The organism is Sinorhizobium sp. P24N7 (genome assembly GCF_042436655.1).
Lineage (GTDB): Bacteria > Pseudomonadota > Alphaproteobacteria > Rhizobiales > Rhizobiaceae > Sinorhizobium > Sinorhizobium meliloti_A.
Map to the genome: position 1 here is coordinate 115,434 of NZ_JBHMIW010000006.1, position 22,691 is coordinate 138,124.

The window sequence follows — 22,691 nt, forward strand, 5'->3', positions numbered from 1 at the left end:
AATGGCAAACGTCGTGACAGCGGGCGGCACAAAAGCCGGCCCGATGACCGGCGAGGAGAAGAAGGTCATCTTCGCCTCGTCGCTCGGTACCGTCTTCGAATGGTATGATTTCTATCTTTACGGTTCGCTTGCCGTTTATATCGGTGCAACCTTCTTCAGCCAGTATCCCGAGACCACGCGCAACATCTTTGCGCTTCTCGCCTTCGCCGCCGGCTTCCTTGTCCGGCCGTTCGGCGCGCTGGTTTTCGGCCGCCTGGGCGACCTCGTCGGCCGCAAATACACATTCCTCGTCACCATTCTGATCATGGGCCTGTCGACCTTCCTCGTCGGCGTCCTGCCCGGTGCCGCCTCGATCGGCATTGCGGCTCCGATCATCCTGATCGGGCTCCGCCTCCTGCAGGGTCTTGCGCTCGGCGGTGAATACGGGGGTGCCGCGACCTATGTGGCAGAGCATGCGCCGCACGGCCGCCGCGGCTATTTCACCTCGTGGATCCAGACGACGGCGACGCTTGGTCTCTTCCTCTCGCTGGTGGTTATCCTTCTGGTCCAGTACATGCTGGGCAAGGAAGCTTTTGCCGAGTGGGGCTGGCGCATACCCTTCCTGCTCTCTTTCGTGCTGCTCGGCGTCTCCGTCTGGATCCGCCTGAAGATGAACGAGTCTCCTGCCTTCAAGAAGATGAAGGAAGAGGGCAAGGGTTCGAAGGCGCCGCTGACGGAAGCTTTCGGCCAGTGGCGCAACGCCAAGATCGCCCTTCTGGCGCTCTTCGGCGCGGTCGTTGGCCAGGCTGTGGTCTGGTATTCCGGCCAGTTCTACGCGCTGTTCTTCCTGCAGAGCATTCTGAAGATCGACGGCCAGTCGGCAAACCTGATGGTTGCCGCCTCGCTCCTTATCGGCACAGGCTTTTTCGTCTTCTTCGGCTGGCTGTCGGACAAGATCGGCCGCAAGCCGATCATCATGGCGGGCCTCCTGCTTGCCATGCTCACCTACTTCCCGCTGTTCAAGGCGATGACTTGGGCCGGCAACCCAGCGCTTGCGGAAGCGCAGCAGAACGTTCGCGCCACCGTCACCGCCGCTCCGGGCGACTGCAGGTTCCAGTTCAACCCGACGGGCACGGCGAAGTTCACCACCTCCTGCGACATCGCCACCGCCTTCCTGACCAAGAACTCGGTTCCCTATGACGTCGTGACCACGGCGGCTGCGGGGACACCGGCGACGGTGAAGATCGGCGAAACGACGATCACCAGCTTTGACGCCGTTGCGGCCGGCGACAAGGCGAAGGCCGAGGAAGCGGCTTTCGGCAAGCAGATCAACATGGCGCTGCAGGCCGCGGGCTATCCGCTGGTGCGCGGCGTTGCCAAGGTTCCGGAATCGAAGCTCGACGCCTTCGTCGCTGCCAATCCGGAACTCGGCCTCGACGCCGCTGCCGTGCGCGCCGGCGAAAAGGCCATGGTGCCGGCCGACAAGCTCGTCGCCGACAAGCTGCTCACCCAGGAAGAAGTCGGCAGCGCCACCGAAATGGCGGTCTACAGCATAGACAAGGGCGGCGCCTTCACGATGGTGGCCGACCCGGCCCGCGTCAACTGGACGGTGATCATTGCCGTACTGACCGTGCTCGTCATCTATGTGACGATGGTCTACGGCCCGATTGCGGCGCTGCTCGTCGAACTCTTCCCGACCCGCATCCGCTATACCGGCATGTCGCTGCCCTACCATATCGGCAATGGTTGGTTCGGCGGGCTGCTCCCGGCAACGGCCTTCGCGATGAGCGCGGCAAAGGGCGATATCTACTACGGCCTCTGGTACCCGATCGTTTTCGCGGGCATCACGCTGGTGATCGGTCTTCTGTTCCTGCCCGAGACGAAGGACCGGGATATCCACACGATGGAATGAGCCGGCGGACGGGAGCGGGATGGGAGCGTGTTTCCCATTCCGCCAACTCAACAGCTCTCCTGACTCCGGCGCGGCTTCCGCGCCGGCTTTTTTTCGATTTACTCGGCTTCCCTTTCCTCGGCCTCGTGCTCCACATGCCTCAGCACAGGCCAGCCGGCCGCACCGCGCTTGAATAGCCAGCCCTGCCGGGCAAAGAGGAAAGCCATCATCAGCGCGACCCAGAGCCCGAGCAGCAGGCCGGCGGCGACATCGCTCGGGTAATGCGCGCCGACCACGACGCGCGAGATGCCGACAAGCAGGGCCAGCAGCAGAAACAGCGGCCGAAGCTGCGGCATCACCATCGCGAAGGCGCCGAAGAAGGCGCCGGCCGCCGTGGAATGTCCCGACGGGAAGCTTTCGAACAGCGTGTCGCCGGTAAAGGGCGTGAGGCTGTAGGGGCCGTAATCTGCAAGGAGCTCGGGACGGGCGCGGCCGATCAGAAATTTCAGGCCGTGCACCAGCGCGCTCGCCGTGCCGATCGTCAGTAGGAAATAGGCGGACAGATTGCGGGCCGCGCGCGCCCTCTGCCGCAAGGTGTCGCGCGCGGAGGATCGGCGGACGACGAAGGCGATCAGCAGCAGCAGGGCCGAGCTGTAGATCATCCAGGCGAAGGTGCCGATATCGGTGATGGCGCGGTTGAAGCCGACGATCTCCTCCGGCAGACCTTGCGCCCATTCGGAAAGATGCGGGTCGAACGGGGTGAAGGCGACGACGAGGACGACCGTCATCAGCCAGATCCAGACGGTCAGTGAAAGCGGTCGGTTCATTTTGCTCCTTCCTTCGCCTTATGGATGTGAAGGCTCGGCCGGCAAAATCAAGACCCCGTAAACGCGAAGCACCCCCGGCAAGGCCGGAGGTGCGGTTCGACTATTCGGGCCGCAAGCGAAGGCGCAGTCGTCAGGCCGAGAGGCTCTTGAACTCGGCGAGGATCGCGTCGCCCATCTCGGCCGTACCGACTTTCCGGCAGCCTTCCGCCATGATGTCGCCGGTGCGGATGCCCTGATCGAGCACGTTGGCGATCGCCTTCTCCAGGCCGTCGGCTTCCTTCACGAGGTTGAAGGAGTAGCGCAGGCACATGGCGAAGGAAGCGATCATGGCGATCGGATTGGCGACCCCCTTGCCGGCGATGTCCGGCGCCGAGCCGTGCACCGGCTCGTAGAGCGCCTTGCGCTTGCCGGTCTTGGCATCCGGAGCGCCGAGCGAGGCGGAGGGCAGCATGCCGAGCGAGCCTGTCAGCATGGCGGCGACGTCGGACAGCATGTCGCCGAAAAGGTTGTCGGTGACGATCACGTCGAACTGCTTCGGCTGCCGCACGAGCTGCATGCCGCCGGCATCCGCCAGCATGTGCTCGAGCTGGACGTCGGAATACTTCGCCTTGTGCGTCTCGGTCACGACCTGGTTCCAGAGCACGCCCGACTTCATCACGTTGCGCTTTTCCATCGAGCAGACGCGATTGTTGCGGGTGCGGGCGAGTTCGAAGGCGACCCCGGCGATGCGCTCGATCTCGTAGGTGTCGTAGACCTGCGTGTCGATGCCGCGCTTCTGGCCGTTGCCGAGATCGATGATCTCCTTGGGCTCGCCGAAATAGACGCCGCCCGTCAGCTCGCGCACGATGAGGATGTCGAGGCCCTCGACCAGCTCGGGCTTCAGCGACGATGCGTTGGCAAGCGCCGGGTAGCAGATGGCGGGGCGAAGGTTGGCGAAAAGCTCGAGGTCCTTGCGCAGGCGCAGGAGCCCGGCTTCCGGCCGCACCTCATAGGGCACCGCATCCCATTTCGGTCCGCCGACGGCGCCGAAGAGCACCGCATCGGCGGCAAGCGCCTTCGCCATATCCGCTTCGGAGATCGCCGCGCCATGGGTGTCATAGGCCGAGCCACCCACAAGCCCCTCGTCCGTCACGAAGCCGGCGTCTCGCTCGGCATTCATGTAAGCGATGATTTTGCGGACTTCCGCCATGGCTTCCGGGCCGATGCCGTCGCCGGGCAGAAGGAAGAGATTGCGCACAGTCATGGATAGTCCTTCTCGCGTGAAAACTCGGCCGGGTTCTTAGCGCAACTTCGTATCAAGGGAAATTGCGTCTGCGAAAGAATTGTGCGTGCTCCGGTGTCACCGCTACCCTGTTTCCGCTTGACGGAATCGCGCGCCGGCGCTCGAATGGCTGAACTCAACCGGGGATTTCACCATGTCGGAAACGCTTCTTTTCGGCGCCTTTCCGCAGGCGGCCTGGCAAGCAGCGCCCGGCCTTTTCGCCCTGCGCAAACCTTGACGGTCCGGCGCCGATCGACCACTTCAAGCACCTGCTTTGCGGTTTTCGCCGCGCTCCCGCATTCGAAAGGAATCCTGATGACCGACAGCGCTTCGCTCAATCCCGCCCTCGTCAACTGGACCGGACACGAGGGCCTGCCCCGGTTCGAGGCGATCATGGACGAGGATTTCGCGCTTGCCTTCGATGCGGCATTGGCGAGTCACGAGGCGGAGATCGAGGCCATTGCCGACAATGCGGAGGAGCCCACCTTCGACAACACCGTCGCCGCGCTGGAAATCGCCGGCGATGAACTTTCGCGCGTCTCCGCTCTCTTCTGGAGCAAGGCGGGCGCCCATACGAACGAGGTGATTCAGGCGCTGGAGCGCGAGATCGCACCGAAAATGTCGCGCCATTATTCGAAGATCGGCACCAACCCGGCACTCTTCGGCCGCATCGACGCACTCTGGGAGAAAAGGGAAGAGCTCGGCCTCGATGTCGAAGCCATGCGCGTTCTGGAACGGCACTGGAAGAGCTTCGTGAAAGCGGGCGCCAAGCTTGACAAGCCCGAGCAGGAGCGTCGCGCGGCGATCAACGAGAAGCTCGCCGGCCTCGGCGCCAGGTTCGGGCAGAACGTTCTCGCAGACGAGAAGGACTGGGCGCTCATCCTGTCGAGCGAAGAGGACTTGGCGGGGATTCCGGATTTCCTGAGAGATGCGATGGCGGCGGCCGCGCGCGAGCGCGGCGAGGAAGATAAATATGCGGTCACGCTGTCGCGCTCGATCATCGAGCCGTTCCTGACCTTCTCCGAAAGACGGGAACTGCGCGAACAGGCTTTCAGGGCCTGGACGGCGCGCGGCGAAAATGGCGGCGAGACCGACAATCGCGGCATCATCGCCGAAACGCTCGCTCTCCGGGCGGAGAAGGCGAAACTGCTCGGCTATGAGAATTATGCGGCGCTGAAGCTCGACAACACCATGGCGAAGACCCCTGAAGCCGTGAACGGCCTGCTGATGCAGGTATGGGAAAAGGCGGTGGCGCGGGCCCGGGAAGAGGAGGCGGAACTCGCCACGCTCATTGCCGAAGAGGGCCGCAACCACGAGGTCATGCCTTGGGACTGGCGACACTATGCGGAAAAATTCAGGGCCCGGAAATTCAGCTTTTCGGAAAGCGAACTGAAGCCCTATCTGCAGCTGGAGAAGATCATCGACGCCTGCTTCGCCGTCGCCGGCCGCCTCTTCGGCATCACCGCAACCGAGAAGAATGGCGTTCCCGCCTATCACCCGGACGTCCGCGTCTTCGAGATACGCGACGCCTCAGGCAGCCTCACGGCCCTTTTCCTCGGTGATTATTTCGCGCGCTCCTCGAAACGCTCCGGCGCATGGATGAGCTCCTTTCAGTCGCAGCACAGGCTGAAGCTCGAGAACGGCGCAATTGGCGAAATCCCGATCGTGTACAATGTCTGCAACTTCGCCAAGCCCGCCGAGGGCAAGCCGGCGCTCCTATCGATCGACGACGCCCGCACGCTCTTCCACGAATTCGGCCATGCGCTGCACGGCATGCTTTCCAATGTCACCTATCCCTCGGTTTCGGGTACCGGCGTCGCGCGCGATTTCGTGGAGCTGCCCTCGCAGCTTTACGAGCATTGGCTGACGGTGCCGGACATTCTCAGGAAATATGCGGTGCACTACAGGACCGGCGAGCCGATGCCGCAGGCGCTGCTCGACAAGGTGTTGGCGGCCCGGACGTTCAATTCCGGTTTCGCGACGGTCGAGTTTACCGCCTCGGCGCTCGTCGACATGGCCTATCACACGGCGGAAGAGGTCGGCGATCCGATGGCGCTCGAAGCGGCGACGCTCGAGAAGATCGGCCTGCCGCAGTCGATCGTCATGCGCCACCGCAGCCCGCATTTTCTTCACGTCTTCTCCGGCGACGGCTATTCGGCCGGCTACTACTCCTACATGTGGTCGGAGGTGCTCGACGCCGATGCATTCGCGGCCTTCGAGGAGACCGGCGATCCCTTCGACCCGGCGATGGCGGCCAGACTGAAGGACAATATCTACTCGGTCGGCGGCTCCGTCGATCCGGAAGACGCCTACAAGGCCTTCCGCGGCAAGCTGCCGAGCCCGGACGCGATGCTGGCGAAGAAGGGGCTGGCGGCTTAGGCTCTTGTCTTTGAAAATATAGGGGGTAACTGCCCCCGACCCTCTCCCCGCAAGCGGCGGGAGGGGACGCGCCACACGGGCGATCTCATTGCGGCTACGCCTGTGGTGTGGAGGGGGACCGCGCGCGCCGTCGCCCCTTCGCCCCGCTTGCGGGGAGAAGGTCGCGAAGGCGACGAGGGGGCACAACCGGCCCGTTGAAGACAGGTGAGATCTATGCCTGCTCCACCCCCAGCACAGCCAGCAGATTGTGCATCCGCTCGGTAGCCAGCTCCGGCTTGTCGAGCACATTGGCCTGATCCGCCAGGCGGAAGATATCGGCATAGTGGAGCAATCCGCGAGCCGATTGCAGGCCGGCCGGCAGGGTGAAATGCCGTTGGTGGCCGTTCAGCCAGGCCAGGAAGACGACGCCGGCCTTGTAATATTGCGTCGGCGCCTCGAAGATCTTGCGCGAGAGCGGCACGGTCGGCTCTATGACGCCGCGAAAGGTCGCAAGATCGCCCCCGGCGAGGGCCGAGAGCGCCTTCGAGGCCGACGGCGCGACGGCGTCGAAGATGCCGAGCAGTGCGTGGCTGTACTTGTTGCCGTCGCCCTCGATCAGTTCCGCATAGTTGAAATCGTCGCCGGTGAAGCAGAGCACGCCCTCGGGTAGCCGGCTGCGCAACGCCAATTCCTTGGCGTTATCGAGCAGCGAAATCTTGATTCCCTCTACCTTGGCGCTGTTCTCGCCGATGATGGCCAGCACGGTTTCGAGCGCCTGCGAGAAGTTTTCCGAGCCCCAATAGCCTTTGAGCTGCGGGTCGAACATGTCGCCCAGCCAGTGGAGTACGACCTTGTCCCTGGTCTGGGACAGGATGCGGCCGTAGACACGCCGGTAGTCGTCGGGGGAGCGCGCCACGCGCGCGAGCGCCCGGCTCGCCATCATGATCGCCCGGCCGCCCTCGGCTTCGACGAAGCCGACCTGCTCCTCGTAGGCCGCGATGACATCGTCAATCGAGCGCGCGTCGGCCGGCGAAAGGTGGTCGGTGCCGGCGCCGCAGGCGAGATCGGCGCCCGGAACGCTTCGCGCTTCGGCGAGCGAGCGACGGATCAGCTCCTGCGCCGCCCCCCATGTAAGTCCCATGCCGCGTTGCGCCGTATCCATCGCCTCGGCGATCCGGAAGCCGAGCCCCCACAGGTGATGGCGGAAGGCCATCGTCGCTTCCCAGTCGATTGCCGGATTGCCCCAAGGGTCGCTGTCGCGAAGCGGATCGGAAACGACATGCGCGGCCGCATAGGCGATGCGGTTGAAGGTCGGGGCCGCTCCGGGTCGGGTGATCGGTTCGCCCCGAAGCCGGTACTCTTCGAGCGAACCGTCCTGGCGCGGCAGAAAAACGCTGGTCATCGGCTTATATCCTCCTCTACCTCATCGCATCGAATAATTTAGACCGTTCCAAATTTCAAGGCGAAAATCAAACTCTCTCCTCGCAGCAGCAGCGCTCCCCTGTGGAGTCCGGAATGAGGTAATCCTCTCGAATTAGCTATAACAGCCGCTTACGGGAGAAATGCAGTGCCATGCGTTGCCAAGGCGCCGGCAAAAATGTGAACAGGAGCCTCTTGACGAAATTGGAACGTTCCAATTATTAAGGACGAGAGAGATGAAATTTCGGGGAGGATGTTCATGGGGAAGGAGCGGGTGACGGTTGTCGACATCGCGCGCGCCGCCGGCGTGTCGAAGTCGACCGTGTCGCTCGTCCTGCAGGCAAGTCCGCTCGTCAACGAATCGACGAGGGCTAAAGTCAATGCAGTGATCCGTGAGCTCGGCTACGTGTACAATCGCAGCGCCGCCAATCTGCGCCAGGCGAGATCGAAGATCATCGGCATCGTCGTCAACGATCTCACGAACAGCTTCTTTGCGGAGCTCGCGGTCGGGGTCGATGAGGTCGTGCAGGCCGCCGGCTTCGTGCAGTTCCTCGCCAATACGAGCGAGAAGCTCGACCGCCAGCGCGAGGTCATCGCCTCGATGCGCGAGCACGGGGTGTCGGGGCTCATCATATCCCCGGCGCGCGGAACGGAAGCCGCGGATCTCGCGCCGCTCGTTGCCGCCGGCATTCCGGTCGTGCTCGTCGTGCGCGACATTGCCGGCGCCGGTGTATCCTCTTTGACTTCGGACAATCATGCCGGCGCCGTTGCCGCCGTGCGCCATCTGGTCGAGCGTGGCCATCGCCGCGTCGCCTTCCTCGGAGGCTTCGCCGATACCGCGGTCTTCGAAGCGCGCATGCGCGGCTATGGCGATGCCCTTCGGGAGGCCGGCCTCCAGGTCTCAGACGACCTGGTCATCGGTTCGGCGCCCTCGCGCGCCGGCGGGGTGACGGCGATCGAGCAGGCGATGATGCTGAAGGAGCGGCCGACCGCGGCCCTCTGCTTTAACGATGCCGTCGCCTTCGGCGTCTGCGACGGGCTGCGTGCGCGCCGGCTGGAGCCCGGCGAGGATTTCGCGGTGATCGGTTTCGATGACGTGATCGAGGCCAAGACCGCGGTGCCGGCGCTGACCACGGTCTCGGTCGATCCGCATGGCATGGGCGAGCGTGCGGCGGAATTGCTCTTGAAACAGATCAATAGCGGCCGTGTCGAGCCGGAAGCGATCGTCAGCCCGGTCCGGCTCGCCATTCGTCAGAGCTGCGGTGCTGCCGTCGGACGCAGAGTGAAGGAGATTTCGTCATGATTCGCTGGGGACTGATCGGCGCGAGCACGATCGCGCGCGAATGGGTGATCGGCGCCATCCGCGCCGCAGGCGGCGACGTCGTCTCGGTGATGAGTTCGAGCGCGGAACGAGGAGAGGCCTATGCCGCCGAGAACGGGATCGTAAAGGCTGTCACGAGCGTCGACGATCTCGTCGGCGATCCCGACGTGGACGCCGTCTACATCTCCACGACGAACGAGCTTCACCACGATCAGGCGCTCGCGGCGATCCGCGCCGGCAAGCACGTTCTCTGCGAGAAGCCGCTGGCGATGAATCTCAATGACGGCTGTGAAATGGTGCTCAAGGCCTGCGAGGCCGGCGTCGTGCTCGGCACCAATCATCACTTGCGCAATGCCGCCACCCATCGGGCCATGCGGGAAGCGATCTCCGCGGGCCGGATCGGCCGGCCGATCGCGGCACGGGTCTTCCATGCCGTCTATCTGCCGCCGCACCTCCAGGGCTGGCGGCTCGACAGGCCGGAGGCGGGCGGCGGCGTCATTCTCGATATCACCGTGCACGACGCCGACACGCTGCGCTTCGTTCTGAACGACGACCCGATCGAGGCCGTCGCGATCAGTCACAGCGCCGGCATGGGCAAGGAAGGACTCGAGGACGGGGTCATGGGCGTGCTCCGCTTCCGCTCCGGCGTCATCGCCCAGTTTCATGATGCCTTCACCACGAAATTTGCCGAGACGGGTCTCGAAGTTCACGGAACCGCGGGATCGCTGATCGGTCGCAACGTGATGACGCAGCGGCCTGTCGGCACGGTCGTGCTGCGCAATGAAGAGGGCGAGAGCGAATTGCCGCTCGACCACCGCAATCTCTACGAGACGGCGCTCGAGGCATTCCATTCCGCGATCGGGGGCAATGGCCGTCCGTCGGCGAGCGGCGAGGATGGCGTCTGGTCGCTCGCCACCGGGCTTGCGGTGGTAAAGGCGGCGGCTACCGGCGGTGCCGTCGAGATCGAAACGGGACTTTGATGCGCATGACGGGCAAACAAACTTCGCTTGCGGAAGCTGCCGGCTTGATTCCGGACGGCGCAATCGTTTCGGTCTCCTCCTCCAGCGGGCTTGGCTGCCCGGACCTGATGCTGAAGGCGATCGGCGAGCGCTTCGAGGCGACCGGACACCCGCGCGATCTGACGACGCTGCATCCGATCGCCGCCGGCGACATGAGCGGCATCAAGGGTGTGGATCATATCGCCAGGAAGGGCCTCCTGAAAAAGATCATCGGCGGCTCCTATCCCTCAGGCCCGTCGAGCGCCGAACCGCCGCTGATCTGGCAGATGATCGGCGCGAACGAGGTGGCCGCCTATAATATCCCCTCGGGCATTCTCTTCGACATGCATCGCGAGGCGGCGGCCAAGCGCCCGGGCGTCATGACCAAGGTGGGGCTCGACACCTTCGTCGACCCGTCGCGCGAAGGCTGCGCCATGAATGCGTCAGCCGCCGCCGAACCGGTGGTGAAGAAGATCTCCTTCGAGGGAGAGGACTGGCTTTATTTCAAGGCGATCGCGCCTCAGGTGGCGATCATCCGCGCCACGACCGCCGACGAACGCGGCAATCTCACCTATGAGCACGAGGGCGCCTATCTAGGCGGCCTCGACCAGGCGCTTGCCGCCCGCAACAATGGCGGCATCGTCATTGCCCAGGTGAAACGCATTGCCAAAGAAGGCTCGCTGAAGCCCCATGATGTGCGTGTACCGGGCGTTCTGGTCGACTATGTCGTCGTGGATCCCGAACAGAAGCAGACGACGCAGACGCTCTACGACCCCGCCATTTCCGGCGAGATATTCCGTCCGCTCGACAGCTTCCGACTGCCGGAATTCAATATCCAGAAAGTGATCGCGCGCCGCGTCGCCAAGGAGCTCGAGGCGGGCAGTGCGGTCAATCTCGGTTTCGGCATTTCCGCAAACGTCCCGCGCATCCTCATCGAAGAGGGTCTGCACGGCGCAGTGACCTGGGTCATCGAACAGGGCGCCGTCGGCGGCGTGCCGCTCCTCGATTTCGCCTTCGGCTGCGCCTCGAATGCGGACGCCTTCATGCCGTCGCCATACCAGTTCACCTATTTCCAGGGCGCAGGCTTCGATGCTTCTCTGCTCTCCTTCCTGGAGATCGACCGCACCGGCTCCGTCAACGTCTCGAAGCTCAGCTTCCGCCCGCATGTAACGGCGGGGGCGGGGGGGTTCGTCGACATCACCGCGCGGGCGAAGAAGATCGTCTTCTCCGGCATGTTCAATGCGGGTGCGAAGCTGGCGGTCGCCGACGGGCGGCTCGTGATCGAGAAGGAAGGCAAGCTCAAGAAGCTCGTCAACACGGTCGAGCACGTCACTTTCTCCGGCCGCCGGGCCGTCGAGCAGGGGCAGGACATCACCTATGTCACCGAGCGCTGCGTGATGAAACTGACCCCGGAAGGCGTGGTGCTCACCGAAATCGCCCCGGGCGTCGATCTCGAAACGGATATCCTTGCTCAGTCGGAGTTTCCGCTGATCGTCTCCGACGCGCTGAAGCCGATGGATCCGGCGCTGTTCGGCGAGGGGCCGATCGGCCTGACGCTGCCCGCCAAGGCGTCGCGCCGGCTCACGGGAGGCGTCGATGGCTGACGAACGCATCCGCATCGATTTCGACGGTCCCATAGCGATCATGACGGTCGCGCGGCCGGAAAAGCTCAACGCCTTCGACATCGGAATGCTGAAGGCGCTCGACGCGGCCTGCGATACGGCCGAGGCGAAGCGCGACGTGCGCGTCCTGATCCTTACCGGCGAGGGCAAGGCCTTTTCCGCCGGCGGCGACATCAAGGCCTGGGGCGGCATGGAGCCAGTCGCCTTCGGCCATGACTGGGTGCGGTTCGGCCACCGCGTTTTCGAACGGCTCGCCACGCTGCGCATGCCGGTGATCGCGGCACTCAACGGCCATGCGCTTGGCGGCGGTCTGGAGCTTGCGGCGGCGGCGGATATACGACTGGCCGAAAAACAGGTGAAGATCGGCCTGCCGGAGACGAGCCTCGGCATGGTTCCGGGCTGGTCGGGCACGCAGCGCCTGGTCGCGCGCTTCGGCGCGCAGATCGTTCGCCGCATGGTGCTCGGCGGCGAGATGTTCTCGGCGGCGGAAGCCAAGGCCGAGGGGCTTATCGACGCAGTGGTCGAGACCGGCGCGGTCATGCAGGCGGCGCGCGACTACGCCGCGCGGGTCGCCGGCCGCGGGCCGGCGGCGCTCGAAATATCGAAGCTGATGATCGCCTCGGCCAGCGGCGAAGACAAGGGCGCGGCGGTGGAAGCGTTGGGATCGATCCTCGTCGCCAAGACCGGCGATCTCAAGGAAGGCGTAGCCGCCTTCAGTGAAAAGCGTGAAGCTCGCTTCAAGGGAGAATGGTGATGACGGCGGTGGTGAGGCCGAAGGCGCTCGGCGATTACGAGGTCCGCGAATTCCGGATGCTGATCGACGGTCAGTGGGTGGATGGCGCCGAGGGCCGCAAGATCGAGCGCGTGGCGCCGGGTCACGGCGTCGTCGTCAGCCGCTATCAGGCGGCGGCGAAAGCGGATGCCGAACGGGCGATCGCCGCCGCACGGCGCGCCTTCGACGAGGGTCCGTGGCCGCGCATGACCGCCTCGGAACGGTCGCTGATCCTGCTCAGGGCCGCCGACATGATTGCCGCGCGCGCGGATGAGCTCGCTTTTCTCGATGCGGTCGAATCCGGCAAGCCGATCAGCCAGGCGAAGGGCGAATTGGCGGGCGCCGCCGACATCTGGCGCTATGCGGCAGCACTTGCGCGCGAACTCTCGGGCGAAAGCTACAACACGCTCGGGGAGGGTACGCTCGGCGTCGTGCTGCGCGAGCCGATCGGCGTCGTATCGATCATCACGCCGTGGAACTTCCCTTTCCTGATCGTCAGTCAGAAGCTTCCCTTCGCCCTTGCCGCCGGCTGCACGACGGTGGTGAAGCCCTCCGAACTCACCTCGGCCTCGACGCTGGTTCTCGGCGAAATCCTGGAAGCGGCCGGCGTGCCCCAGGGCGTCGTGAACATCATCGTCGGCACGGGGCCGGAGGCCGGCGCGCCGCTCACCACCCACCCGCATGTCGACATGGTCTCCTTTACCGGCTCGACCGGAATCGGCCGGCTGACCATGGCCAATGCGGCGCAGACCTTGAAGAAGGTCTCGCTGGAACTCGGGGGCAAGAATCCGCAGATCGTCTTTCCGGACGCAAACCTGGACGAATTCATCGATGCGGCCGTCTTCGGCGCCTATTTCAATGCCGGCGAATGCTGCAATGCCGGCTCGCGGCTGATCCTGCATCGCGATATCGCCGAGGAGGTGACGACGCGCATCGCCAGCCTCTCGGCCAAGGTCAAGGTCGGAGATCCGCTCGACCCTGAAACGCAGGTCGGCGCAATCATCACGCCGCAGCATCTGCAAAAGATCGCCGGCTATGTTTCTTCGGCGTCGAACGAAGGCGCGAGAATAGCCCATGGCGGCACCACGCTCGATCTCGGCATGGGACAGTTCATGGCCCCGACCATTCTGTCGGCCGTTCGGCCCGAAATGGCCGTGGCCCGGGAGGAAGTCTTCGGGCCGGTTCTCTCCGTTCTGACTTTCGAGAAGACGGAAGAGGCGATCCGGATCGCCAATTCGATCGATTACGGGCTTTCCGCCGGGGTCTGGAGCCGCGACTTCGACACCTGCCTGACGATCGGGCGGCGGGTACGCGCCGGCACGGTCTGGATGAACACCTTCATGGATGGCGCATCCGAGCTGCCTTTCGGCGGCTACCGGCAATCCGGGCTCGGCCGCGAGCTCGGCCGCCATGCGGTCGAGGACTATACGGAGACGAAGACGCTCAACATGCATATCGGCCAGCGCAGCAACTGGTGGATGCCGCGCTGAAGAAGGGAAGGGGCGAGGTTTCGTAATCGCCGAAAGGGTGTAACGTCTTGAATTGGCCGGGTGACGTCAGTCGCAGGCCAGCCGTCCGCGGGAACCGGGCGGCACCGGAAAAGAGCGGAGGAGGTTCCGCTTCGGAAACTTGCAAACGGGAGGATAACGATGCGCAAGTTCATGACGACGACTGCTGTTGCAGCACTGATGTTGGCGGCGACAGCTGCGCGTGCAGCCGAGAATGTGGAAGTACTGCACTGGTGGACATCCGGCGGCGAAGCCGCGGCCCTCGACGTCCTCAAGAAGGACCTGGAGAGCAAGGGCATCAGTTGGACCGACATGCCGGTCGCCGGCGGCGGCGGCACCGAAGCGATGACGGTGCTTCGTGCCCGCGTCACCGCGGGCAACGCGCCGACGGCCGTGCAGATGCTCGGCTTCGACATTCTCGACTGGGCCAAGGAAGGCGCGCTGGGCAACCTGGACGAGGTCGCCTCCAAGGAGGGCTGGGACAAGGTCATTCCGGCGGCACTGCAGCAGTTCTCGAAATATGACGGACACTGGATCGCCGCGCCGGTCAACGTCCATTCGACCAACTGGGTCTGGATCAACAAGGCCGCCCTCGACAAGGCCGGCGGCAAGGAACCGACCACCTGGGAAGAGCTGATCGCGCTGCTCGACAAGTTCAAGGAGCAGGGCATCACGCCGGTCGCCCATGGCGGCCAGCCCTGGCAGGACGCGACGATCTTCGACGCCGTCGTTCTTTCGCTGGGCAACGACTTCTACAAGCAGGCTTTCATCGATCTCGATCCGGCGGCGCTCGGCGGCGACAAGATGAAGGAAGCCTTCGACCGCATGACGAAGCTGCGCTCCTATGTGGACGACAACTTCTCCGGCCGCGACTGGAACCTCGCCTCGGCGATGGTCATCGAGAACAAGGCCGGCCTGCAGTTCATGGGTGACTGGGCGAAGGGCGAGTTCCTGAAGGCGAAGAAGGTGCCCGGCACCGATTTCGTCTGCATGCGCTTCCCCGGAACGCAAGGTTCGGTCACCTTCAATTCCGACCAGTTCGCGATGTTCAAGGTTTCGGAAGACAAGGTTCCGGCACAGCTGCAGATGGCCTCGGCAATCGAGAGCCCGGCCTTCCAGTCGGCCTTCAACGTCGTCAAGGGTTCCGTTCCCGCCCGCACCGACGTTCCGGATACCGACTTCGACGCCTGCGGCAAGAAGGGCATCAAGGACCTCGCGGAAGCAAATACCAACGGCACGCTCTTCGGCTCCATGGCCCACGGCCATGCCAATCCGGCTGCCGTCAAGAACGCGATCTACGACGTGGTCACACGCCAGTTCAACGGCGAACTCGACTCGGAAGAGGCGGTGACGGAACTCGTGGCGGCGGTCGAGGCTGCGAAGTAGAGGCACCGAGGAGGGGAAAAGCCCCTCATCCCGCTGCCGCGACCTTCTCCCCGCGTGCGGGGAGAAGGGACAAGCGGTGAGCTCCGGCGTCCTCTCGCCTTGAGATGAGGGCTTGAGCCGCTACGCCTCAGTCCCCTCTCCCCGCATGCGGGGAGAGGGCTAGGGTGAGGGGCAATCCCCTCCACGAACGAAACATACGGTGGTAGCAAACATGGATAGCCGCAACCGGCTGCAGGAGCTTTTGCCAAAGCTCGTGCTCGCCCCCAGCTTTCTCATAGTTCTGGTGTTCGTCTACGGCTTCATAGCCTATACGGGCTTCCTGTCGATGACGGACAGTAAGATGCTGCCGTCCTACAACTTCGTGGGTTTGAGCAATTACAGCCGGTTATGGGCCCTGCCGCACTGGTGGCGCGCGGTCAGCAATCTGGCGATCTTCGCGACTCTCTATATCGTGGTCTGCTCGGTGCTGGGTCTCGGGCTGGCGATCCTGCTCGACCAGAAGATCCGCGCCGAAGGTTTCCTTCGTCCGATTTATCTCTATCCGATGGCGCTTTCCTTCATCGTCACCGGCACCGCGTGGAAGTGGTTCCTCGATCCCGGTATCGGGCTTGAGAACACCATGCATCTCTGGGGCTGGGAAAGCTTCTCGTTCAACTGGATCAAGGACCGCAACTATGCGATCTACTGCGTCGTCATCGCGGCCGTCTGGCAGTCGACCGGCTTCATCATGGCGATGTTCCTGGCGGGCCTGCGCGGCGTCGACAACGAGATCATCAAGGCCGCCCAGATCGACGGGGCGACGACCCCAACCATCTATCGGCGGATCATCATTCCCCTGATGCGGCCGGTCTTCCTTTCGGCCTTTGTCGTACTCGCCCACCTTGCCATCAAGGCCTACGATCTGATCATCGCATTGACGGGCGGCGGGCCGGGGCAGGCGACCGAGCTGCCGGCGACCTTCATGTATTCTTACACCTTCACCCGAAACCAGATGGCGATCGGGGCCTCGTCGGCGATCGTGATGCTGGTGATGATCTTCTCGATCATCGTTCCCTATCTCTATTCCGAAGTCCGGGGAGGAAAACGCTGATGGGCGCTCCCAATTCCGAAAACGTCATCTCGCACAACCGGCTGACGCGCGCTCTGATCTATTCGGCGCTGATCCTCTTCGCACTCTATTCGCTGCTGCCGCTCTATGTGATGCTGGTGAATTCCCTGAAGCCGCTGGATGAGATCCGGCAGGGCGGCATGTTGAACCTGCCTCGGACCTGGACCGTCGAACCGTGGCTTTCGGCCTGGTCGACCGCCCAGATCGGCGTGCAGCCCACCGGCCTTCGGCCTTTCTTCATCAATTCGATCCTGATGGTCGTCCCGGCCGTGGCGATTTCCACGATCATCGGCGCGCTCAACGGCTACGTGCTGACGAAATGGCGCTTCCCCGGGGCGAACATCTTCTTCGGCATGCTGCTTCTCTCGTGCTTCATTCCCTTCCAGATCGTGCTGATCCCGATGGCGCGCATTCTCGGCATTCTCGGCATCGCCGGTTCGATCTGGGGTCTGATCCTGGTGCATGTGGTCTACGGTATCGGCTTCACGACGCTGTATTTCCGCAACTACTACGAGGCCTTCCCGACCGAGCTGGTGCGTGCGGCACAGATCGACGGCGCCAGCTTCTTCCAGATCTTCCGGCGGATATTGCTGCCGTCCTCAGGGCCGATCATCGTCGTCTCGGTCATCTGGCAGTTCACCAATATCTGGAACGACTTCCTGTTCGGGGCCTCGTTCTCCGGGCCGTATTCGACGCCGATGACGGTGGCTCTCAACAATCTCGTGAGCTCGTCCACGGGGGTCAAGGAATACAATGTCCACTTCGCGGGCGCGATCCTCGCCGCCCTGCCAACGCTCATCGTCTACATCGTGTCCGGCCGCTATTTCGTCCGCGGACTGATGTCCGGCGCCGTGAAAGGATAAGCCATGTCGTTTCTGAAGATCACCAACCTGCGCAAATCCTACGGCGCTCTCGAGATCTTGAAGGACATCAACCTGGAGATCGAAGAAGGCGGCTTCCTCGTGCTCGTGGGCCCCTCCGGTTGCGGCAAGTCGACGCTTCTGAACACGATCGCCGGCCTGGAGCCGATCACCTCGGGCGACATCGCCATCAACGGCCGCTCGGTTTCGGGGCTGCACCCGTCGAAGCGCGACATCGCCATGGTATTCCAGTCCTATGCGCTCTATCCGAACATGACGGTGGCCGGGAACATCGCCTTCGGCATGGAGATCCGCGGCGTGCCGAAGGAGGAACGCGAGAAGGCGATCAAGCAGGTGGCCGACATGCTGCAGATCGGCCATCTGCTCGACCGCAAGCCGAGCCAGCTTTCCGGCGGCCAGCGCCAGCGCGTCGCCATGGGCCGGGCGCTGGTGCGCAATCCCCAGGTCTTCCTCTTCGACGAGCCGCTCTCGAACCTCGACGCGAAGCTGCGCGTCGATATGCGCACCGAGATCAAGCGGCTGCATCACCGCATGAAGACGACCATCGTCTATGTGACGCACGACCAGATCGAGGCGATGACGCTCGCGACCAAGATCGCCGTCCTGAAGGATGGCGTCCTGCAGCAATTCGGATCGCCGGCGGAGATCTACAACAACCCCGCCAATATGTTCGTCGCCGATTTCATGGGATCGCCTGCGATGAACCTGCTCAAAGCGCAGATAGAAACCGCAGGCTCTCAAGTCTCGGTGACGCTGGAGCGGCCGAATGCCGAACCCCTGAGACTAGCCGTGCCGCAAAACGGCGCGCTCTCCGCCTATGCCGGCAGGGAGGTGGTCTTCGGCATCCGTCCGGAAGCGCTCACCGATCCGGACGGGGCGGATCGCAATGCTCAATTCGTCGCCGAAGGCGAATGCCTGATCGAGGTGGTCGAGCCGGCCGGCTCCGATACCTTTGCCGTCACGAGGCTCGGCGGCAAGGAAATCGTCGCAAGGCTCAGGGCCGATGCGCGCATTGCGCCGGGACAGACGTCACGGCTGGCCTTCAATCTCGACAAGGCCGTCTTCTTCGACCCGCAAAGCGAAAAGCGGATTGCATGAGGAAGACGATGGAGAGCCAGCCGGATATCGTCATCATCGGATCGGGGGTCGGCGGCGCAACCGTCGCTGCAGGCCTCGCCGCCTCGGGCGCCGAGATCCTGATCCTCGAAGCGGGCTCACATATCGAGGACCTGCCGGTCAATCGCGACCAGCGGGCGATCTTCCAGCGCGGCCATTTCCGCCCGAAGGAGACCTGGTACGAGGCGGGCGGCCCCGGCTTCAATCCCGGCAACTACTACAATGTCGGCGGCAATTCGAAGTTCTACGGCGCGGTGCTGACCCGCTACCGCCGTGAGGATTTCGAGGAAATGCAGCACCGGGACGGCGTCTCCCCCGCCTGGCCCTTTTCCTATGAGGAGCTCGAGCCGTGGTATTCCAAGGCAGAGCAGCTTTACCAAGTGCGAGGCAAATTGGGCGAGGACCCGACGGAACCCGCTCATTCGAGCGGCTATCCCCATGGCCCGGTGCCGGACGAGCCTGCGATCGCCATGGTCCGTGAGCGCCTGGCCGAGATCGGCCTCCATCCCTATTCGCTGCCGCTCGGCGTCGATATCGAGCGCTGGCTCGCCAAGGGCAAGACGCCGTGGGACGCGCATCCGAACTCATCCGACGGCAAGATGGATGCCGAAACGGCGGCGCTGGCGGCGGCGCTTAAATTTCCGAATGTGCGGCTGCAGACCGGCTCGCGGGTGACGCGGCTCGCAACCGGGCCGGGCGGAAAGGCGATCGAAGCCGTGCTCTACGCCAAGGACGGGGCGGAGCACCGTCTTTCGCCGAAGCTCGTCATTCTCTGCGCCGGCGCGGTGCAGTCGGCCGTACTGCTCCTGCGCTCTGCCGACGACAGCAACCCGACCGGGCTTGCCAACCGGTCCGATCAGGTCGGCCGCAATTTCATGAACCATAATTCAAGCGCCGTCATCGCGCTCAGCCCCTGGTACCGCAACGATTCGGTCTATCAGAAGACCTTCGGCCTCAACGATTTCTATCTCTCCGACGGTGCGGGTGGGCCACCGCTCGGCAATATCCAGCTTCTCGGCCGCATCTCCGGCGCGATCCTGAAGGCGAACATGCCGGCCATGCCGGAATGGCTGCTGAACCGGATGTCCGCCCGCGGTATCGACTTCTACGCCATGAGCGAGGACCTGCCGTCACCGGAGAGCCGCGTCATGGTCGACGGCGAGCGCGTCGTGCTGAAATGGGTGCGCACCAACTGGCAGGCCCATCTCGATCTCGTCGCCAAGCTGAAGGCGGTGCTGAAGAAAGCCGGCTTCCCGGTCGTGCTCGCGCGGGCCTTCGACAAGCGGACGCCTTCGCATCAGTGCGGCACGGTCCGGATCGGCAATGATCCCGGCCAGGCGCCGCTCGACGTTTATTGCCGCGCCTTCGATCATCCGAATCTCTTCGTCGTCGATGCCGGCTTCCTGCCGACCTCCGCCGCCGTCAATCCGGCGCTGACCGTCGCCGCCCAGGCGCTGCGTGTCGCCGATCATATCGTAAAACAGGATCTGCGGTCATGACCGATAAGGCACGCCCCGTCGCGATCGTCACCGGCGGCCGCCGCGGCATCGGGCTAGGGATCGCCCGGGCGCTCGCGGCGACCGGTTTCGACATCGCCATCACCGGCATTGGCGATGCGGAGGGTGTCGCTCCCGTAATCGCCGAACTCAACGGGCTCGGCGCCCGGGTGATCTTCCTGCGCGCCGATCTGGCCGACCTTTCGAGCCATCAGACGACCGTCGACGCGGCCGTCGCGGAATTCGGCCGGATCGACTGCCTTGTCAACAATGCCGGCATCGCCTCCATCGTGCGCGGCGATTTTCTCGATCTGAAGCCGGAGAATTTCGACACGATCGTCGGCGTCAATCTGCGCGGCACGGTGTTTTTCACGCAGGCCGTGCTGAAGGCGATGCTCGCGAGCGAGATTCAAGCGCGGCGCTCAATCATCAACATCACCTCGGTCTCGGCGGCGATGACGTCGCCCGAGCGGCTCGACTATTGCATGAGCAAGGCAGGCCTTGCGGCCTTCAGCCAGGGCCTGGCGCTGAGGCTCGCCGAGACCGGCATCGCGGTCTTCGAAGTCCGTCCCGGCATCGTCCGCTCGGACATGACGGCTGCGGTTTCCGGCAAATACGACGGGCTGATCGCAAGTGGCCTGGTGCCGATGCGGCGCTGGGGCGAACCCGAGGATATCGGCAATATCGTCGCCGGGCTTGCCGGCGGGCAGTTCGGTTTCGCCACGGGCTCGGTGATCCAGGCGGATGGGGGATTGTCGATCGGGCGCTTGTGAATTGTGTGCGGGCGTTCCCGTCACCCGGTCGTCGAGATTTGCCCCTCACCCTAACCCTCTCCCCGCGTGCGGGGAGAGGGGACGTGCCCACCGAAACGCCGGCGGTCATGGTTGCGAATGCGGCCACCGCGAGTCCCTTCTCCCCGCCTGCGGGGAGAAGGTGCCGGCAGGCGGATGAGGGGCATGGCGAGACAGCTGATACCGCGCCCGAAGCGCGTGACATTGAGGACATGTGAATGACCTACGACTACATCATCACCGGGGCCGGTCCGGCCGGCTGCGTGCTTGCCAATCGTCTGAGCGAGGATCCGGACGTCAGGGTGCTGCTGCTCGAAGCCGGCGGCGGCGACTGGAATCCGCTGTTCCACATGCCGGCCGGCTTCGCCAAGATGACGAAGGGGGTCGCCAGTTGGGGCTGGCACACGGTGCCGCAGAAGCACATGAAGGGCAGGGTGCTGCGCTATACCCAGGCCAAGGTGATCGGCGGCGGTTCTTCCATCAATGCGCAGCTCTATACCCGCGGCAATGCGGCCGATTACGACCTCTGGGCGAGTGAGGAGGGCTGCGCCGGCTGGGACTATCGCAGCGTGCTTCCCTATTTCAAGCGCGCCGAGGACAATCAGCGCTTCGCCGACGACTATCATTCCTATGGTGGCCCGCTCGGCGTTTCCATGCCGGTTTCGGCGCTGCCGATCTGCGACGCCTATATCCGCGCCGGGCAGGAACTCGGCATTCCCTACAACCACGACTTCAATGGCAAACAGCAGGCGGGCGTCGGCTTCTATCAGCTGACGCAGCGCAACCGCCGCCGGTCCTCCGCCTCGCTCGCCTATCTCTCGCCGATCAGGGATCGCCCGAATCTGACGGTGCGCACCGGTGCCCGCGTCGCGCGCATCGTGCTCGAGGGCAGGCGCGCCGTCGGGGTGGAAGTCGCCACGAAGAGGGGCGTCGAGATCATCCGCGCCGATCGCGAGGTGCTGGTCTCGTCGGGTGCGGTCGGCTCGCCGAAGCTTCTGTTGCAGTCCGGTATCGGCCCGGCCGATCACCTCCGTTCCGTCGGCGTCGAGGTCAGGCACGATCTCGCCGGTGTGGGCGGCAATCTCCAGGATCATCTGGATCTCTTCGTCATCTCCGAATGCACCGGCGATCACACTTATGACGGCGTCGCCAGGCTGCACCGCACGCTCTGGGCCGGGCTGCAATATGTGCTCTTCCGCTCCGGCCCGGTTGCCTCGTCTCTCTTCGAGACCGGCGGCTTCTGGTACGCCGATCCGAATGCCCGCTCGCCGGACATCCAGTTCCATCTCGGCCTCGGTTCGGGCATCGAGGCCGGCGTCGCGCGGCTCAAGAATGCCGGGGTCACACTCAATTCCGCCTATCTGCACCCGCGCTCGCGCGGCACCGTCCGGCTCTCCTCGGCCGACCCGGCGGCCGCGCCCCTGATCGATCCGAACTACTGGGAGGATCCGCACGATCGGCAGATGTCGCTCGAAGGTTTGAAGATCGCGCGGGAAATCATGCAGCAGCCTGCGCTTAAGCCCTTCGTCCTCGACGAACGTTTGCCGGGCAAGGATGTGCGCACCGAGGAGCAGCTCTTCGACTATGGCTGCGCCAACGCCAAGACCGACCACCACCCGGTCGGCACCTGCAGGATGGGGACCGACGCGGCGGCGGTGGTCGACCTGGAGCTCAGGGTTCGCGGGATCGAGGGGCTGCGCGTCTGCGACAGCTCGGTGATGCCGCGGGTCCCGTCCTGCAACACCAACGGCCCGACGATCATGATGGGCGAAAAGGGGGCCGACATCATCCGCGGATTGCCGCCGCTGCCCCCGGCCGTGTTCCAGCACGAACGTAACGACGCGCGCCCGCGGGCGCGCGCGGAGGTCCGCTGAAGGAGCGATCGGGCGTTGCAGTTTTGGGCGGCCGGTCGAAAAACGTTGCGGCGGCCGAAGGCGGCGTTCAAGGTGCCTCCGTA

Annotated in this window: 17 protein-coding genes; 14 read left to right on the forward strand and 3 right to left on the reverse strand. The window is 64.2% G+C overall.

Annotated elements, in window-relative coordinates:
• The first annotated feature begins 1 nt into the window (after nucleotide 1).
• The gene (locus ACFHWW_RS12025) at nucleotides 2-1,891 is read left to right on the forward strand and encodes an MFS transporter (protein ID WP_275597108.1); all 1,890 of its coding nucleotides are present in this window, start codon (nucleotides 2-4) and stop codon (nucleotides 1,889-1,891) included.
• Between the two features lie 98 nt (nucleotides 1,892-1,989).
• On the opposite strand, the gene ACFHWW_RS12030 is transcribed toward ACFHWW_RS12025, so the two are convergent.
• Together ACFHWW_RS12030 and leuB are read right to left on the reverse strand one after the other, a co-directional pair.
• Entirely contained in the window at nucleotides 1,990-2,697 is a 708-nt protein-coding gene (locus ACFHWW_RS12030) for a phosphatase PAP2 family protein (protein ID WP_275597109.1), read from the reverse strand.
• 130 nt (nucleotides 2,698-2,827) lie between these two features.
• Nucleotides 2,828-3,940: a 3-isopropylmalate dehydrogenase gene (gene leuB / locus ACFHWW_RS12035; protein WP_100672655.1), complete on the reverse strand. Its 1,113-nt coding sequence runs from the start codon at nucleotides 3,938-3,940 to the stop codon at nucleotides 2,828-2,830.
• Between the two features lie 333 nt (nucleotides 3,941-4,273).
• Between leuB and ACFHWW_RS12040 the strand changes: the two genes are divergently transcribed.
• Nucleotides 4,274-6,337, forward strand: a complete 2,064-nt coding sequence (locus ACFHWW_RS12040; RefSeq protein ID WP_379938381.1) for a M3 family metallopeptidase — start codon at nucleotides 4,274-4,276, stop codon at nucleotides 6,335-6,337.
• A 211-nt stretch (nucleotides 6,338-6,548) separates the two neighbouring features.
• On the opposite strand, the gene ACFHWW_RS12045 is transcribed toward ACFHWW_RS12040, so the two are convergent.
• Nucleotides 6,549-7,718 carry a dihydrodipicolinate synthase family protein gene (locus ACFHWW_RS12045; protein WP_379938383.1) on the reverse strand — a complete coding sequence of 390 codons (1,170 nt, stop codon included), beginning with the start codon at nucleotides 7,716-7,718 and terminating at the stop codon, nucleotides 6,549-6,551.
• Nucleotides 7,719-7,994: 276 nt separating this feature from the next.
• On the opposite strand from ACFHWW_RS12045, the gene ACFHWW_RS12050 reads away from it, so the two are divergent.
• The 12 genes from ACFHWW_RS12050 to ACFHWW_RS12105 all read left to right on the forward strand — a co-directional run bounded on the left by ACFHWW_RS12050 (nucleotide 7,995) and on the right by ACFHWW_RS12105 (nucleotide 22,608).
• Complete coding sequence (locus ACFHWW_RS12050) at nucleotides 7,995-9,038, forward strand: LacI family DNA-binding transcriptional regulator (protein WP_338283669.1); 1,044 nt, start codon at nucleotides 7,995-7,997, stop codon at nucleotides 9,036-9,038.
• On the forward strand, nucleotides 9,035-10,036 hold the full coding sequence (locus tag ACFHWW_RS12055; protein WP_338283670.1) for a 1,5-anhydro-D-fructose reductase: 1,002 nt from the start codon (nucleotides 9,035-9,037) through the stop codon (nucleotides 10,034-10,036). Before ACFHWW_RS12050 ends, ACFHWW_RS12055 begins: the two co-directional genes overlap by 4 nt.
• Nucleotides 10,036-11,658, forward strand: coding sequence for an acyl CoA:acetate/3-ketoacid CoA transferase (locus ACFHWW_RS12060; protein WP_379938386.1), 1,623 nt, complete (start codon nucleotides 10,036-10,038; stop codon nucleotides 11,656-11,658). The genes ACFHWW_RS12055 and ACFHWW_RS12060 overlap by 1 nt, the downstream gene beginning before the upstream one ends.
• On the forward strand, nucleotides 11,651-12,430 hold the full coding sequence (locus ACFHWW_RS12065) for an enoyl-CoA hydratase/isomerase family protein (RefSeq protein ID WP_379938388.1): 780 nt from the start codon (nucleotides 11,651-11,653) through the stop codon (nucleotides 12,428-12,430). The genes ACFHWW_RS12060 and ACFHWW_RS12065 overlap by 8 nt, the downstream gene beginning before the upstream one ends.
• Entirely contained in the window at nucleotides 12,430-13,938 is a 1,509-nt protein-coding gene (locus ACFHWW_RS12070; protein WP_379938390.1) for an aldehyde dehydrogenase family protein, read from the forward strand. Before ACFHWW_RS12065 ends, ACFHWW_RS12070 begins: the two co-directional genes overlap by 1 nt.
• 159 nt (nucleotides 13,939-14,097) lie before the next feature.
• Nucleotides 14,098-15,342: an ABC transporter substrate-binding protein gene (locus tag ACFHWW_RS12075; protein ID WP_018098729.1), complete on the forward strand. Its 1,245-nt coding sequence runs from the start codon at nucleotides 14,098-14,100 to the stop codon at nucleotides 15,340-15,342.
• A 211-nt stretch (nucleotides 15,343-15,553) separates the two neighbouring features.
• Nucleotides 15,554-16,432: a carbohydrate ABC transporter permease gene (locus tag ACFHWW_RS12080; protein ID WP_018098730.1), complete on the forward strand. Its 879-nt coding sequence runs from the start codon at nucleotides 15,554-15,556 to the stop codon at nucleotides 16,430-16,432.
• Entirely contained in the window at nucleotides 16,432-17,313 is an 882-nt protein-coding gene (locus ACFHWW_RS12085) for a carbohydrate ABC transporter permease (protein ID WP_018098731.1), read from the forward strand. The genes ACFHWW_RS12080 and ACFHWW_RS12085 overlap by 1 nt, the downstream gene beginning before the upstream one ends.
• A gap of 3 nt (nucleotides 17,314-17,316) precedes the next feature.
• Nucleotides 17,317-18,429 carry an ABC transporter ATP-binding protein gene (locus ACFHWW_RS12090; RefSeq protein WP_379938394.1) on the forward strand — a complete coding sequence of 371 codons (1,113 nt, stop codon included), beginning with the start codon at nucleotides 17,317-17,319 and terminating at the stop codon, nucleotides 18,427-18,429.
• Complete coding sequence (locus ACFHWW_RS12095; protein WP_275597116.1) at nucleotides 18,426-19,946, forward strand: GMC oxidoreductase; 1,521 nt, start codon at nucleotides 18,426-18,428, stop codon at nucleotides 19,944-19,946. Before ACFHWW_RS12090 ends, ACFHWW_RS12095 begins: the two co-directional genes overlap by 4 nt.
• Entirely contained in the window at nucleotides 19,943-20,716 is a 774-nt protein-coding gene (locus tag ACFHWW_RS12100; RefSeq protein ID WP_018098734.1) for a 3-ketoacyl-ACP reductase, read from the forward strand. Before ACFHWW_RS12095 ends, ACFHWW_RS12100 begins: the two co-directional genes overlap by 4 nt.
• Nucleotides 20,717-20,952: 236 nt before the next feature.
• Nucleotides 20,953-22,608: a GMC family oxidoreductase gene (locus tag ACFHWW_RS12105; RefSeq protein ID WP_379938397.1), complete on the forward strand. Its 1,656-nt coding sequence runs from the start codon at nucleotides 20,953-20,955 to the stop codon at nucleotides 22,606-22,608.
• The last annotated feature ends 83 nt before the right edge of the window (nucleotides 22,609-22,691 follow it).

Excerpts from the sequence above, each read along its gene's own strand:
- ACFHWW_RS12025 (WP_275597108.1), top strand. The coding sequence starts at position 2 with ATGGCAAACGTCGTGACAGCGGGCGGCACAAAAGCCGGCCCGATGACC.
- ACFHWW_RS12030 (WP_275597109.1), bottom strand. The coding sequence starts at position 2,697 with ATGAACCGACCGCTTTCACTGACCGTCTGGATCTGGCTGATGACGGTC.
- leuB (WP_100672655.1), bottom strand. The coding sequence starts at position 3,940 with ATGACTGTGCGCAATCTCTTCCTTCTGCCCGGCGACGGCATCGGCCCG.
- ACFHWW_RS12040 (WP_379938381.1), top strand. The coding sequence starts at position 4,274 with ATGACCGACAGCGCTTCGCTCAATCCCGCCCTCGTCAACTGGACCGGA.
- ACFHWW_RS12045 (WP_379938383.1), bottom strand. The coding sequence starts at position 7,718 with ATGACCAGCGTTTTTCTGCCGCGCCAGGACGGTTCGCTCGAAGAGTAC.
- ACFHWW_RS12050 (WP_338283669.1), top strand. The coding sequence starts at position 7,995 with ATGGGGAAGGAGCGGGTGACGGTTGTCGACATCGCGCGCGCCGCCGGC.
- ACFHWW_RS12055 (WP_338283670.1), top strand. The coding sequence starts at position 9,035 with ATGATTCGCTGGGGACTGATCGGCGCGAGCACGATCGCGCGCGAATGG.
- ACFHWW_RS12060 (WP_379938386.1), top strand. The coding sequence starts at position 10,036 with ATGCGCATGACGGGCAAACAAACTTCGCTTGCGGAAGCTGCCGGCTTG.
- ACFHWW_RS12065 (WP_379938388.1), top strand. The coding sequence starts at position 11,651 with ATGGCTGACGAACGCATCCGCATCGATTTCGACGGTCCCATAGCGATC.
- ACFHWW_RS12070 (WP_379938390.1), top strand. The coding sequence starts at position 12,430 with ATGACGGCGGTGGTGAGGCCGAAGGCGCTCGGCGATTACGAGGTCCGC.
- ACFHWW_RS12075 (WP_018098729.1), top strand. The coding sequence starts at position 14,098 with ATGCGCAAGTTCATGACGACGACTGCTGTTGCAGCACTGATGTTGGCG.
- ACFHWW_RS12080 (WP_018098730.1), top strand. The coding sequence starts at position 15,554 with ATGGATAGCCGCAACCGGCTGCAGGAGCTTTTGCCAAAGCTCGTGCTC.
- ACFHWW_RS12085 (WP_018098731.1), top strand. The coding sequence starts at position 16,432 with ATGGGCGCTCCCAATTCCGAAAACGTCATCTCGCACAACCGGCTGACG.
- ACFHWW_RS12090 (WP_379938394.1), top strand. The coding sequence starts at position 17,317 with ATGTCGTTTCTGAAGATCACCAACCTGCGCAAATCCTACGGCGCTCTC.
- ACFHWW_RS12095 (WP_275597116.1), top strand. The coding sequence starts at position 18,426 with ATGAGGAAGACGATGGAGAGCCAGCCGGATATCGTCATCATCGGATCG.
- ACFHWW_RS12100 (WP_018098734.1), top strand. The coding sequence starts at position 19,943 with ATGACCGATAAGGCACGCCCCGTCGCGATCGTCACCGGCGGCCGCCGC.
- ACFHWW_RS12105 (WP_379938397.1), top strand. The coding sequence starts at position 20,953 with ATGACCTACGACTACATCATCACCGGGGCCGGTCCGGCCGGCTGCGTG.